The following is a 14,719-nucleotide window of genomic DNA, read 5'->3' as shown; positions in this document are numbered from 1 at the left end:
AACTTGTTTTTTTACTTGAGACTAGGCACAAGAGCAATACAAGCTTCACAAAGCTTTTTAACCGCATTTACGGAATAATCAAAAGCCTCTCTTTCCTCTTTATCAAGCTCAATTTCAATAACCCTTTCAACACCACCTGCACCAAGTACAACGGGAACACCAACATAGGTATCATTAACTCCATATTCCCCTGAAAGATAGGCTGCAACAGGCACAACACGCTTAGTGTCTTTCAAATAGGCTTCAGCCATGGAAACAGCAGAAGCAGCTGGAGCATAATAAGCAGAACCTGTTTTTAACAAACTAATAACTTCTGCACCACCATCACGGGTACGTTGAATAATTTGATCTATCTTTTCCTGTGTTGTCCAACCCATTTTAACAAGATCAGGCAAAGAAATACCACCAACTGTGGAATAACGCACCAAAGGTACCATTGAATCACCATGTCCACCTAAAACAAACGCTGTTACATCTTTAACAGAGACTTTAAATTCTTCAGATAAAAAATAACGAAAACGCGCTGAATCCAGAATACCAGCCATACCAACTACTTTATGGACGGGAAGACCTGAAAATTTCTGTAATGCCCATACCATTGCGTCAAGGGGATTAGTAATACAAATAACAAAAGCTGAAGGCGCATATTTTTTAATCCCAGCACCAACTTGTTCCATGACTTTTAAATTAATACCTAAAAGATCGTCACGGCTCATACCAGGTTTGCGTGCAACCCCTGCTGTTACAATAACAACATCAGATCCTTCAATTGCTTCATAAGCATTTGCACCTTTTAAATTGATATCAAAACCATCAACGGGAGAAGATTCAGCAATATCAAGAGCTTTACCCTGTGGTGTACCTTCTGCAATATCAAATAAGACCACATCACCAAGCTCCTTAAACCCAATAATATGTGCTAAAGTACCCCCGATCATACCTGAACCAATAAGAGCTATCTTTTTTCGTGCCATTTTATTTTTCCTAACTTTTAGATAATTCAGCGCACATTCATCAGCGCTCATATACTGAAAATTTTTGACTTAAACCACATTTAAACAATATCATAAAAAGCAGTAAAGAAATGAATTTTACAAATTTCTCCTCTTACAGAAACAACAACCCTCCGCAGAAACAACTATTAGAAAATTATCATGATGTATCGATAAAGTGAATTTTAAAAAAATACAACAGAATTATTACATTTCTTTAATTTCAAAGAGTTATTGTTTTTACAGTTTACGTAAAGGTAAAAGTATAATCAAAGCTTCTTCTTCAAAAGAAAATGTTCTTTCCAAAGCTTCAAATAATCGTAACTTTGCATTTCAAAAAGACGTGACTGTGTTCTTTGAAATTCAAATGTTTCCGCAGTCTGAGCATAACCCTTATACAAATCCTCCACCCTTGCTGCTGCCGACATAAATAATCGGATGTGACGTTCATAAAGAATATCAATAAGCAAAATAAACCGTTTTGCTTCATTGCGACATGTGTCATCCATAATCGGTACATTATCGATAAAAATCGTATGATATTGCTCCCCTAACACCAAATACTCAGATGCAGCCAAAGGCTTTACACACAAGTCTCGATAATCAAAGCGTGCACAACCCGCAGCAAAACGTGGAATAGGAATAAGGCGCCCTCTTATAGAAAGCTCATCAGATCTTTCTTTATCTCCTTGCAACACAAGTGCCCATGCTTGGTCCATACATTCATCTGCTTTTTTCCCTAATGGCGTTACATACACAGGCTGTAGATTCGATTTTTCAAGACGATAATCTGTTTTTGCGTCAAGATTAACAACACGAACATATGTTTTCAAAACTTCAATAAAAGGCAAAAAAAGTTCACGATTTAAACCGTTATAATAGAGGTTATTCGGCGCCACATTTGAAGTCGCAATAAAGAAAATTTTTTTATCAAACAAAGCAGAAACAAGCCGCCCCAACACCATAGCATCAGCAATATCTGTTACACTAAATTCATCAAAACAAAGCACCTTTGCTTCTCGTGAAAGATCTTCAGCAACAGCTAAAATAGGATTATCTTGTTTAGACTTTGCATGCCCCGATGCTTGACGATAAAAATTAATACGTTCATGCACATCAGCCATAAAATCATTAAAATGAGCGCGTTTTTTATTACTCTTAGGCAAACAAGAAAAAAACAAATCCATCAGCATGGTTTTTCCTCGTCCTACTTCACCATAAATATATAACCCCTGAAAAAAGCTACTTTCATCCTCTTGTTTTGTAACACGAGCAAAATTTTGTCTTTTCCTTTTAAATATTCTTTTTAAAAAAGACCAAAACATACAAGACCAAGAACGAGAAGTATTTTGTTCCAAAATTTTCTTTAATAAATGATCAAAGTGCTCTGTTACAGCCAATTGAGCTGGATCAAAACTAACTTTTCCTTTAGAAACCAACTCCTTATAGCGCGTTGAAACCAGAACCATCCAAACAACCTTTTTCCAACCGTTTTCAATAAAGAATACAAATTCTTTTCACAAACCCGCTCATATAGCTTATTTTTTTATAAACGGTCAAAAATGATCTAACGGCTTAAAACAACGGGATGATCATCAAGTGTACGTCCCTCAAAATGATCAACATTTGAAGAATAAAGAGCAACGATAACACGTCCAGAACTATTATAAAAATATAATCTTTTTCCTTTAACAGCCCACGACCTCACCTGGGAAATAATTCCTGAGCAGTGTAAAGGACCAGCTCTGTACCCTTGTCCAAACTTTGTTTGTGGCGTTGCAATCCGACAAACTTTACCCCCAATAGAAAGATTCCATACCCCAGCAATACTTGCAGGAAACAAATCAGTAGCATTACTTGGTAATTCGAGACTAGCCATTCGTCCATCGCTCTGAGAATCTCCTTTCTCATACATCGAAGCATTTGCAGCTTCAGATTCCAACGAAGAAGCAGATACTTCCAAGGTTGTCATTGGTTGAGATGGATAAAAAACTTCTAATGCGTTACTATTATCATTACTGTCAAACCGCGTTGTTGAACATCCCCCTAAAAGCATTACAGTTGACATTGCAACGAAAAACGAAATTTTTGAAAACGACATATCTGTACTCTCTCCCATGACAATAAATAAACTCACAAAAAATTAAGTGAATATTTTTATAATTACAAAGATAAATTAACAAATTAAAAAAACAGGATTAAAATTCCTTATTTTAAACGAAATAATTTATGTACCTGGGTTTATATTTATTAACACTAGAAATTTATAAGATTTTTAGTCATATATCCTTTGATAAGTAATCTTTGGAATAGAGAAGTTTCATGAAAACGCCATTTAGCAAAATGGATGGTCTTGGAAATCAAATTATTGTTGCCGATATGCGCGAAAACACACAGGCTCTTACACTACAAGCAATTCTTGCTTTATCAGCAGATCCTGAAATGCATTTTGATCAAATCATGGCTATCCACACACCAACCCAAAACGAAGCCGACTTCCGCATCGAAATATGGAATGCTGATGGTTCAAAGGCTAAAGCTTGTGGCAATGGTACCCGCTGCGTCATTGCATGGCTTAAAAATCACAATTTTGGTGAAAATTTTCGTTTAGAAACCCCCGCTGGAGTAATCGAAGGAAAATACCAAACAGATAATCTCATTTCTGTTGATATGGGATGCCCAAATTTCAATGCAAAAGAGATGCCTGTTTCACGTGAAATAGTTGATACCAATCATGTAGAAATTACAGCTGGTCCCCTAAAAGATGCTTGTCTTGTCTCTATTGGCAATCTCCACGCTATCTTTTTTGTTGAAAGTGATCTTCAACATATTCCATTAGAAAAATACGGACCAATACTTGAACATGATTCCCTTTTTCCAGAACGGTGCAATATTTCCATTGCTTGCATAACGTCAAAGAAAAGTCTAAATTTACGTACATGGGAGCGAGGAGCAGGCCTAACACAAGCATGTGGGAGTGCTGCATGTGCCAGTGCAGTGGCCGCTTACCGACGTGGTCTGGCACAGCGCCATATTGATGTAAACTTACCAAGGGGAACACTTAATATTTTTTACCGAGAAGATAATCACATTATTATGACAGGACCCATAAAATATCAATTTAGTGGTTTTTTAAACCCTTTAACAGGGTGCTACAAAAAGGATCACTTTTGATGACGATAGAAATTGTAACTTTCGGTTGTCGACTCAATAGCTACGAATCGGAAATTATTCGTAAAGAAAGTGCTTCTTCAGGTCTAGATCAGCTCAAAGATGGTGCTATTATTTTTAATACCTGTGCTGTCACAGCTGAAGCTGTGCGACAAGCAAAACAAGCTATCCGCAAAGCGAGAAGGAAAAATCCTCATGCCCGCATTATTGTCACAGGATGTGCAGCTCAAACAGAAGGACAAAATTTTGCCTCCATGACAGAAGTCGATCTCGTTTTAGGGAACGAAGATAAACTTCACGCCCATTCTTATCGTCAACTTCCTGATTTTGGCATAAACCATTCCGAAAAGGTGCGTATCAATGACATCATGGAAGTGCAAAAAATTGCTCCCCATATGGTCAGTGCAATGCAAGAACGCACCCGCGCTTTTGTACAAGTACAAAATGGATGCGATCATCGCTGTACATTTTGCATTATCCCTTATGGACGCGGACCATCACGTTCAGTTCCCATGGGAGCTGTCATTGAACAAATTAAAAAGCTGACAGGCGAGGGAATTCAAGAAGTGGTCCTTACAGGTGTTGACCTTACAAGTTATGGTCATGATCTTCCTGGAAAAGCAACTCTAGGAAAATTAACATCAGCCATTTTACATCATATCCCCGATTTGGCCCGATTACGCCTCTCATCTATTGATTCTATTGAAGCAGACGAAGAACTTATCAATCTTTTAGCCTATGAGAAAAGGATCATGCCCCATTTGCATTTATCCTTGCAAGCAGGTGATAATATGATTTTAAAACGGATGAAACGTCGTCATTTGCGTGAACATGCTATTCAATTTTGCCAAGAATTGCGTTCCAAACGCCCTACAATGGTTTATGGTGCCGACTTAATAGCTGGTTTTCCTACGGAAACAGAAGAGATGTTTCAAAACAGTCTTGCTTTAATCAAAGATTGTAATTTAACCCATCTTCATATTTTCCCCTTTAGTCCAAGAGAAGGAACACCAGCCGCAAGAATGCCACAAGTCAACCGTAGAATAGTTAAAGTGCGCGCTGAAAAATTGCGTAAAGTAGGTGAAGAGGCTTACCAAAAACATCTTGCTCGCTTACAAAATAGCCAGCAAACAATTCTCGTTGAAAAAGATGAAATTGGACGAACAGAAGATTATACTCTGACACAAATTAAAGGTGCAAAAGCAGGAACAATTGTTCAAGCTCTTATCATTGACCATGATAGCAATAAATTGATTGCTGTCCTTCCAAAATTAAATGCTGCTTGAACAGGAAAACTCTTATGACGAAATCTTTTATAAAAAAAATATTTTCTTTTAAAAAATCTGAAGAACGGGTTTCACCTTCTTATGAAGATGATAAAGAAAAAGAAAAAACAGAACAAATAGAAAGTCAAAAGACAACATCTGCAAAATATGATGAGAAAACTCCATCTGTTGAAGACGATACTAGAAAAATTCCCTCTCATGGCAAAGTTATTGTTACAAATACCGTTCGTGAAAAAAAGAGCGAAGAAACTTTACCTGCATCCGCTGTTGAACAAAAAAAGACAGCGTGGTTTGGACGCCTTAAAAAAGGTTTAGCCCTTTCTTCACAACACCTAAGTGGATCAATTAGCGACCTCTTTGTTAAAAGAAAACTTGATGAAGAGACATTGCAAGAGCTCGAAGATATTCTTATTCAAGCTGATCTTGGTGTAGAAACAGCAACACACATCACAAATACTTTAGCTTCCAGTCGTTATGAAAAAGATCTCTCCCCAGATGATATTCATATGATTGTTGCTAATGAAATCAAAAAAGTCTTGAAACCTGTAGCAAGACCATTAGAGCTTGATCTCAATCATAAGCCTCATGTTATTTTGCTGGTCGGTGTAAATGGTACTGGAAAAACGACAACTATTGGAAAACTTGCAGCCAAATTAACGGAGGGAGGACTAAAAGTTATGCTTGCTGCTGGTGATACTTTTCGAGCCGCAGCGATTGAGCAATTACATATTTGGGGTGAACGCACAGGTTCTCCTGTTATTTCCACCAAACTAGGAGCAGACGCGGCTAGTTTAGCGTTTGATGCTTTTGAGAAAGCAAAAACAGAAAACAGTGATGTATTAATTATTGATACAGCAGGACGTTTACAAAATAAAACTGAATTGATGGATGAGCTGGCAAAAATTATTCGTGTTTTAAGAAAACACTCCCCCCAAGCGCCGCATACAATCCTTCAAACGCTTGATGCAACCACCGGGCAAAATGCACTTAGCCAAGTAGGTATTTTCTGCGATATTGCCGGTGTAAATGGTTTAGTTATGACAAAACTAGATGGGACTGCACGCGGGGGAATTCTTGTCGCGATCGCAGCAAAATATAAATTACCCATTTATTTTATCGGTGTAGGAGAGAATATTGAAGACCTTCAACCTTTTTCTGCTTCTGACTTTGCCGAAACTATTGTAGGAAAACATGTATGAAACAACCTTTAACGAACCCTAATTCACACAATAATTCTGAGAAAAATATGAACAACAATAAAAAAACGCATCTCACACCAACATTTAAATTTCTCTTAGAAATGGGACCATTGGTCGCCTTCTTTTTTGCCAATTACAAGGGAGAATGGTTAATAAGAAACATTGAATTTTTTCAAAATTTTAGCAAACCCATTTTCCCAGCAACAGCTATTTTTATGGTAGCTATTATTATTTCTCTAAGCTTATCATGGATCCTTGCAAGACAAATTCCTATTATGCCTCTTATTTCGGGAATATTTGTTCTCGTTTTTGGCTTTTTAACGCTCTGGCTTCATAATGAAACTTTCATAAAAATGAAGCCAACAATCATTAATAGTTTATTTGCTGTTATTCTTTTTGGTGGGATGTTTTTTAAAAAACCATTGTTGCGTTATGCGCTTGATTCTACTTTAACACTCGATAATTTAGGATGGCACAAACTGACCTATCGTTGGGCATTTTTTTTCGTTTTTCTTGCTCTTTTGAATGAAATAATTTGGCGCAATTTTAGCGATAATTTTTGGACGAGTTTTAAGGTATTTGGTGTGATGCCTATAACAGTTATTTTCATGCTTACCCAAATGCCTCTTATCTTAAAACATTCACAGGGACTTTTTCCAGAAAAGGACAAATCTGATTCTTAAACAAAATGCATCCATCATTATAAATCATGTTTTAGATTTATCACTTTACACTGTTCATGGAGAAAAGATATGTTAATTGAACAGTTTATCTGTCGAGAAGACAACTTAGGTGTACTTATTCACGATGACAAAAGCGGCTATACAGCCGCTATTGATGCTCCTGAAAGTAAAGCTATCCATAATGCTTTAAAACGTCGTAATTGGACACTTCAGACTATTTTTATAACACACCATCATCACGACCATGTGGAAGCACTAGCTGAGTTAAAACAAGTCTATAAGACTATTGTTATCGGACCAGAGGCAGAAAAAGAAAAAATTTGTCACCTTGATAAAACACTTCAGCCTGACGAAAGCTTTTTCTTTGGCAATCAAACAATTTTAGCGCTTTCAACACCTGGTCATACACTAGGCGCCTTATCTTATTATTTTCCTGAAAAAAAACTCCTCTTTGCTGGAGATACGCTCTTTTCACTTGGCTGCGGACGTCTTTTTGAAGGAACCCCAGCACAAATGCTGGATTCTTTAAAAAAACTTCGTCAACTTCCCGATGAAACACTTCTTTATTGTGGCCATGAATATACCAAAAACAATGCTCTTTTCGCATTGATGCTTGATCCACATAATCAAAAACTTCAACAAAGAGCAGAAGAAGTTTTTTTATTGCGCAAAAAAAACGCCATGACTCTTCCTGTTACTTTAGGTCAAGAAAAAGCAACAAATCCCTTTCTTCGTTGGGATAATCATACAATCAGAAAAAATCTTGCCATGGAAGATGCAACAGATGAAGAAGTTTTTGCTGAAATTCGGAAAAAAAAGGATAATTTTTAATCATATTTAGTTTTACATTATGTTTTCTGTTCCTTTTTTCTTTCATATCATATACTAAAATACACTAAATAAAAAACAGATAATCACTTTCCTCCATCTCCTCTCTTTGCAAATGATCCCTTAACAGAGTATTTTATTTTAAAGCCAGAAAAATGGAAAAAGAATATAAAATTTCTCTCCAAATTCAAAAATAATCAATAGAAAAAATGACCTAAGATCTAAAGATTTTACTGCTTATACCTTAACACTTACAAAAGTATAGATGCTCCTTGCATTTACATCTGAAAAAGAGTTTTTACCTCAGTAAAAATATTCTATCTCTAAACAATCTTAAATTTGTAAAAAACATTTAAGATAACCACTTTTCTAAGGAGCTATGAAGAGCTCTTTTTAGATGAATTTATCAATTCTGAAATATAAAAAAATATCATCCCATTATTATTCTAATAAAGAATAGTATAATTAAAAGTCACTGTGTCTTTAGCATTCCTAATAATTACTTTTATTTTCACTATCTCTGCAAAAACACAAATAAAGAAGTCTTAGCTGAATTTGGAAAAAATAGGAAAAGAATGTGAAGATTTACCTCCAGAACCAGAAACAGCTAAGATCGAAAATGATCCAACCACTAATAATGAGTGTATTGAAGGATATATCGCTTATATTTCTCGTAAACCAAAACTTGTAAATTTTTTAAGAAAAAATAGTCTCACACTCAAAGATTTTGTTGTTGGTCACTTAACACTTTAAGGCAACCTAAATATCCTTACAAACGAAGAAAACTCCCCTCATAAACAAAACATTATGCCTTTAAGCAATATTGAATTTGCTAAAAAACTTTTTTATTTTGAATAATTGATTAGCTTTGCAAACGCCGACAGATATCATCTAATTGTTCTAACGAAGAGTAGTGTATTTTTAAATCACCACCTTTTTTCCCATGCCTAATAATAACTTTCATTCCAATGACATCTGCAAGCAACTTTTCTAAAGATTTAGTTTCCGCATCTTTTTCTACAGAGGTTCGTTTTTTGACCTTCGGGTTAGCCTGTTCATAGGCAAGTACTTCAGTTTGACGCACAGAAAGACCTTCACGAATAATTTTTTCAGCTAAATTTTGCGGATTATCGACGGTTATAAGACAACGCGCATGACCAGCAGAGAGTTGGCCATCAGTTAAAAATTGTTGTACTTTTTCTGGCAATTTTAACAAACGAAGCGTATTTGCAACATGACTTCGACTTTTTCCAATGACCTGCGCCAAATCTACTTGCGTATAACCATGTTCATTCAGCAAAAGTTCATACCCCATTGCTTCTTCAATAGGATTAAGATCGGCACGCTGAACATTTTCAATAATTGCCAATTCTAAAGCCGTTTTATCATCCACATCGCGAATAATTACTGGCAATTGACTTAAATGAGCACGCTGTGCAGCACGCCATCGCCGTTCACCAGCAATTAATTCAAATCGCTGAGGATTTTCGCGTGAAGGCCTTACAATAACAGGTTGAACAACACCATGCTGACGAATTGATTGCGCTAAATTATCAAGTTCTGATTCAGTAAAATGGCGCCGTGGATTATGTGGATTACACGAAATAGCTTCAAGTGAAACAAACCGCTCAGAATGTGGAGAAACTGAACCAAACTCTGTTAATTTTTCAGCATTAGGTGAACGTGTAAGACTGTTATTTAAACTCATATCACCAATCAATGCTGCTAATCCACGTCCCAGTCTTTTTTTTGATTGATCATCATTCATAATTTCACTCTTTGAGTTTTCTTTACAAAAATTATTTTTTCACATTTCTAAGCAACAGCATGTGCTTGTTTTTCACGTTGTATGACCTCTGATGCTAGACGCAAATAAGCCTGACTTCCTGCACATTTGAGATCATAAAGCAATACGGGTTTACCAAAAGAAGGTGCTTCTGATACCCGCACATTTCTTGGAATAACGGTACGATAAACTTTATCTCCCATAAAAGAACGTACATCTTCAACAACTTGATTTGAAAGATTATTCCGTCCATCATACATGGTAAGAACAATGCCTTGAATTTCCAGAGATGGATTGAGTACGGATCGTACTTGTTTAACCGTTTCAAGCAATTGACTTAATCCCTCAAGTGCTAAAAATTCACATTGCATAGGCACCAAAACAGAATCTGCAGCTCCCATAGCATTCAATGTCAGAAGATTAAGAGATGGGGGACAATCAATCAAAATATAACTGAATTTTTTCTCCATTTTTGGATCATCGTAGAGAGCTTTACGTAACCGTTGAATACGATCTTTTGATGAAGAAATTTCCATTTCAACACCTAACAAATCAAGTGTAGAAGGAACAATATAGAGATTAGGTACCGCTGTTTTTAAAGCAGCTTTTGTTACTGAAACCCCTGAAACCAAAACATCATAAGAAGATAAAGGACGGTTATTACGATCTATTCCCAATCCTGTACTCGCATTTCCTTGTGGATCAACATCCATAATAAGAACATTTTCCCCAATGGCTGCTAAAGCTGTTGCAAGATTAATTGCTGTGGTTGTTTTTCCGACCCCACCTTTTTGGTTTGCAATAGCGATAATTCGTGTTTCGCTCATTTTGCTTTACCCTCTACATGATCGAAGATGAGAAATTTCCAAAATAACAGAATTTTCATCAATTTTGCTTTTATGTTTTAGCAGATCAAATTGCCAATTGGCAGAGGCTTTTTTTATTTCTGTAGAGTAATCCCGTCCTTTTTGCAAAACAGCGATTGTTTTTTGTGTGAATAAAGGAAAAATAAGCCTTAAAAGTTCATCAAGTGAAGCTAATCCCCGTGCTGTTATAACCTCTGGTTTTGCTATTTTTTTGTATACATCCTCAATTCTGTGGTGATAAACTGTCGCTGGAAGATCAAACTCAGCAATGACTGTACGTAAAAAAGCGACTTTTTTTCCATTGCTTTCAATAAGATCAATATGTCCGCCTTTTTTTTCTTTCATAAAGAGAGCAATAACAATTGCAGGAAAACCACCACCTGATCCAAGATCACACCAATGTAGTAAATCACTATATAAAGGATAGATTTGTGCTGAATCCAAAATATGACGTGTCCACAGCAGAGGTATTGTTGAAGAAGATATTAAATTAATATGCTTATTCCACTGCATTATTAAAGTCTCAAATTGTATTAATTTTTCCATCGTTTCACGTGAAACAGAAGGAATGATATCTGAGAGTAGTTGATATTTTTTTTCTACAGAAAGATTCATTAAGCTATTTTAGCCTTTTCACGTCGTTGACGTTGAATATATGTAACAATAAGCGATAATGCTGCGGGTGTCATACCATCAATTTTTTGTGCATCAGCAATTGAACGCGGTGAAATTTCTTGAATTTTCGTTTTAAGCTCATTTGAAAGACCAGAAATTGATTGAATATCAAGCGAAGAGGGAATTTCTAAACGCTCATCACGTTGAAGAGACGCTATATCTTGTGCTTGTTTTTCTAAATAAACCGCATATTGTGCTTCAATTTCTAAAGCTTCAACAGTTTTAGAATCAATTGACTGTAATTGTGGCCAAAAATGTGAAAGACGCTCTAAAGTCATATGAGGATAAGCAAGAAAATCATAAGCCGAACGCCGAATTCCATCATGATTTACATGTAATCCATAAGCGGAAGCTTCATTCGGTGTTAAAAAGAGATTTTGGCATATTGATCGTGCTTGATCAAGACGTTGTTGTTTTTTCTGATAACAATTCCAACGTATTTTACTGACAATTCCCCATTCTTGTGCCAAAGGTGTCAAACGTGTATCAGCATTATCAGATCGTAAAGATAAACGAAACTCAGCACGTGATGTAAACATTCTATAAGGTTCACACACTCCACGTGAAATTAAGTCATCTACCATAACACCAATATAAGCTGTAGAACGACTTATAAGTATTTCATCTAAACCACCCACCTTACGTGCCGCATTTAACCCTGCCAAAAGCCCCTGTGCTGCTGCTTCCTCATACCCTGTTGTACCATTAATTTGCCCCGCTAAAAAGAGTCCTGGCAAACAGCGTAATTCTAAATTTCTTGTCAACTGCTGTGGATTAACAAAATCATATTCAATAGCATAACCAGATTGTAAAATTTTCACATTTTCCAACCCTTCAATAGTTCTCAATAAAGAAATTTGTACATCCTCAGGAAGAGAAGTAGAAAGCCCATTTGGATAAATAGTATCATCATTTAATCCCTCTGGTTCCAGAAAGATCTGATGTCCATCACGTTCACCAAATTTAATAATTTTATCTTCAATAGAAGGACAATAACGCGGACCTAATCCTTCAATATTTCCAGAATACAAAGCAGAACGATGAATATTTTCACGAATAATTTGATGTGTTTGCGCATTTGTACGTGTTATTGCACATTCAATTTGTGGTTGTTCAATTTTCTCTGTTAAAAGAGAAAAAGGAACTGGATCTTCATCTGCTTGCTGTTTTGCAAGAGATTCCCAAAGGATTGTCTTTTTACTAAGACGCGCAGGCGTTCCTGTTTTTAATCTCCCAAGCTTTATACCATAACTTTTCAAGCGTTCAGCAAGTTGAACACTTGACTGATCCCCCATACGTCCAGCTGTCCATGTTTTATCACCAATATGAATAAGACCATTTAAAAATGTTCCTGTTGTTAAAACAACAGCACCAGAAAAAAAAGTCCCTTGTTTTTTTAAAACAACACCTGAAACACTTTTATTTTTAACAATTAAATCAATAGCCTCATCTTCAATGAGAACAAGATTATCCTGTTCTTTCAAAAGTTTTTGAATTTCTTCTTTATAGAGTTGTCGATCAGCTTGGGTACGCGGTCCTCTTACCGCTGGACCCTTTCGTCTATTAAGAAGTCTAAATTGAATTCCAGCAGCATCTGCTGCACGTCCCATAAGACCATCCAAAGCGTCTATTTCACGAACCAAATGCCCTTTTCCAAGCCCACCGATAGCAGGATTACACGACATTGTTCCCAATGTTGCTATTTTATGTGTAACAAGAGCCGTTTTTGCCCCAGCACGTGCCGAAGCACAAGCTGCTTCACAGCCAGCATGGCCACCACCAACAATGATAACATCATACGAGTGCATTAGAATTTATCCTATAGAGAATCTATTTTCAAGTTTCACGTGAAACAGAATTTATAAAATACATAATCTTTTGAATCTGTCTATGAAATAATCAATGTTTCACGTGAATCATTATTTACCAATACAAAATTCCGAAAAAATAATATCAAGTAAATCCTCAACATCTATATCACCCGTAATTTTTCCAAGAAAATCACTAGCACGACGAAGATGTTCTGCACGTAAACTGAGATCAAGAGATGGATAATTTATAGAAACCTCAATTTCTTTAACAGCTTCTTTTAAGAGCTGAAGTTGTCTTTTACGCGCTGGAACAAGATTTCCAATTTCAGCAGCACGACGTGAACAAAATGTCTCAAGTTCCTTAATAAAATAGTTAAAATTCAAACCTGTTGATGCAGAAAACTGTATAAAAAAATCAAATTCACTTTTTTCACAAAGATCAAGTTTATTACCAACATACCATATTTCAGCTAAAGTTTCTGGTAGTTCAATTTCCTTTGGCTTTGTCATATCATAAACAAAAATAACCAAATCAGCTTCTCTAACATGCTGCCTTGCAACTTCTATTCCTAATTGCTCAATTTTGTTTTCTGTTTCTCTAAAACCAGCAGTATCTGTCAAAAAAACTGGTAAACCACCAAAAACAAGTCTCATCTCTAAAGCATCACGCGTTGTTCCTGCCTCATCTGTCACAATAGCAACAGATCTTCCAGCCAAACGATTCATGATACTTGATTTTCCAGAATTTGGAGCACCAGCAATAACAATTTTTAACCCATCACGTAAGATACTTGCACGTTCTCCCTCATCAATATGTTTTTGAAGAGAACTACAAAGATCTTCCACATCTTTCCAAACTTTATCAGAGAGCGAATTTGAAACATCAGCTTCATCAGAAAAGTCAAGTTCTGCTTCAATAAAAGCACGTGCTTTCATAAGTTTATACCGCCAATCGCGATAAAGTTCTGTTAAATGCCCACTAGCACCCATAACTGCCAAACGCCGCTGACTTTCCGTTTCTGCTTCTATTAAATCAGCAAGACCTTCTGCTTGAACAAGATCTAATTTTCCTTCCATAAAAGCACGACGAGAAAACTCACCTGCTTCAGCCATACGGCATCCAGAAAATGTAGACAATTCATCAATAAAACGATTTACAACCGCTTTTCCTCCATGCAAATGAAACTCTGCACAATCTTCTCCTGTAAAACTATGAGGAGCAGGAAAAAAAACAGTCAAAGCAGCATCCAAAAAGCTACCATCACGAGCGGTAAGGTTTCCATAATGCATAAAACGCGGCTTAGGCAAACAGCCACAAAGCGTTTTAACAACATTTATAACATGAGGACCAGAAACTCGAATGACCGCAACCCCTGAAGGTAACAATCCACTCGAAACGGCAAAGATTGTATCCACAGGATG

Annotated in this window: 14 protein-coding genes; 6 read left to right on the top strand and 8 right to left on the bottom strand. The window is 36.3% G+C overall.

Translation table 11 applies throughout. From position 1 onward, the window contains the following. Positions 1-11: 11 nt before the first annotated feature. The 3 genes from mdh to PVV59_RS00755 form a co-directional block, all read right to left on the bottom strand. Complete coding sequence (gene mdh / locus PVV59_RS00765) at positions 12-974, bottom strand: malate dehydrogenase (protein WP_273753973.1); 963 nt, start codon at positions 972-974, stop codon at positions 12-14. 287 nt (positions 975-1,261) lie between these two features. Continuing rightward, positions 1,262-2,461 carry a cell division protein ZapE gene (gene zapE / locus PVV59_RS00760; protein WP_273753971.1) on the bottom strand — a complete coding sequence of 400 codons (1,200 nt, stop codon included), beginning with the start codon at positions 2,459-2,461 and terminating at the stop codon, positions 1,262-1,264. A 98-nt stretch (positions 2,462-2,559) separates the two neighbouring features. After that, complete coding sequence (locus PVV59_RS00755) at positions 2,560-3,093, bottom strand: AprI/Inh family metalloprotease inhibitor (protein ID WP_273753970.1); 534 nt, start codon at positions 3,091-3,093, stop codon at positions 2,560-2,562. 221 nt (positions 3,094-3,314) lie between these two features. Here PVV59_RS00755 and dapF point away from each other — a divergent pair, with 221 nt between their 5' ends. The 6 genes from dapF to PVV59_RS00725 all read left to right on the top strand — a co-directional run bounded on the left by dapF (position 3,315) and on the right by PVV59_RS00725 (position 8,912). After that, positions 3,315-4,166 (top strand): diaminopimelate epimerase, encoded by an 852-nt coding sequence (dapF, locus tag PVV59_RS00750; RefSeq protein ID WP_273753969.1) that lies wholly within the window; start codon positions 3,315-3,317, stop codon positions 4,164-4,166. Continuing rightward, positions 4,166-5,449 carry a tRNA (N(6)-L-threonylcarbamoyladenosine(37)-C(2))-methylthiotransferase MtaB gene (gene mtaB, locus PVV59_RS00745; RefSeq protein ID WP_273753968.1) on the top strand — a complete coding sequence of 428 codons (1,284 nt, stop codon included), beginning with the start codon at positions 4,166-4,168 and terminating at the stop codon, positions 5,447-5,449. The genes dapF and mtaB overlap by 1 nt, the downstream gene beginning before the upstream one ends. 14 nt (positions 5,450-5,463) lie before the next feature. After that, a complete protein-coding gene (ftsY, locus tag PVV59_RS00740) occupies positions 5,464-6,648 on the top strand; it encodes a signal recognition particle-docking protein FtsY (protein ID WP_273753967.1) in 1,185 nt (394 codons plus the stop codon). After that, complete coding sequence (locus PVV59_RS00735; protein ID WP_273753966.1) at positions 6,645-7,331, top strand: septation protein A; 687 nt, start codon at positions 6,645-6,647, stop codon at positions 7,329-7,331. Before ftsY ends, PVV59_RS00735 begins: the two co-directional genes overlap by 4 nt. Positions 7,332-7,400: 69 nt before the next feature. Then, positions 7,401-8,162: a hydroxyacylglutathione hydrolase gene (gloB, locus tag PVV59_RS00730; RefSeq protein ID WP_273753965.1), complete on the top strand. Its 762-nt coding sequence runs from the start codon at positions 7,401-7,403 to the stop codon at positions 8,160-8,162. 552 nt (positions 8,163-8,714) lie between these two features. Then, on the top strand, positions 8,715-8,912 hold the full coding sequence (locus tag PVV59_RS00725; protein WP_273753964.1) for a hypothetical protein: 198 nt from the start codon (positions 8,715-8,717) through the stop codon (positions 8,910-8,912). Between the two features lie 109 nt (positions 8,913-9,021). Here PVV59_RS00725 and PVV59_RS00720 read toward each other — a convergent pair whose 3' ends face one another. The 5 genes from PVV59_RS00720 to mnmE form a co-directional block, all read right to left on the bottom strand. Then, entirely contained in the window at positions 9,022-9,927 is a 906-nt protein-coding gene (locus PVV59_RS00720) for a ParB/RepB/Spo0J family partition protein (RefSeq protein ID WP_273753963.1), read from the bottom strand. Between the two features lie 47 nt (positions 9,928-9,974). Next, complete coding sequence (locus PVV59_RS00715; protein WP_273753962.1) at positions 9,975-10,772, bottom strand: ParA family protein; 798 nt, start codon at positions 10,770-10,772, stop codon at positions 9,975-9,977. A 6-nt stretch (positions 10,773-10,778) separates the two neighbouring features. After that, on the bottom strand, positions 10,779-11,426 hold the full coding sequence (gene rsmG / locus PVV59_RS00710; protein ID WP_273753961.1) for a 16S rRNA (guanine(527)-N(7))-methyltransferase RsmG: 648 nt from the start codon (positions 11,424-11,426) through the stop codon (positions 10,779-10,781). Beyond that, the gene (gene mnmG, locus PVV59_RS00705) at positions 11,426-13,294 is read right to left on the bottom strand and encodes a tRNA uridine-5-carboxymethylaminomethyl(34) synthesis enzyme MnmG (RefSeq protein ID WP_273753960.1); all 1,869 of its coding nucleotides are present in this window, start codon (positions 13,292-13,294) and stop codon (positions 11,426-11,428) included. The genes rsmG and mnmG overlap by 1 nt, the downstream gene beginning before the upstream one ends. Before the next feature lie 111 nt (positions 13,295-13,405). Then, positions 13,406-14,713: a tRNA uridine-5-carboxymethylaminomethyl(34) synthesis GTPase MnmE gene (gene mnmE, locus PVV59_RS00700; protein ID WP_273753959.1), complete on the bottom strand. Its 1,308-nt coding sequence runs from the start codon at positions 14,711-14,713 to the stop codon at positions 13,406-13,408. Positions 14,714-14,719 lie beyond the last annotated feature (6 nt).

The sequence above is a fragment of the Bartonella sp. MM73XJBT.G genome (genome assembly GCF_028618435.1).
GTDB lineage: Bacteria > Pseudomonadota > Alphaproteobacteria > Rhizobiales > Rhizobiaceae > Bartonella.
The sequence above is the reverse complement of the archived record's forward strand: the minus strand, read 5'-3'. Positions and strand labels throughout refer to the sequence as shown.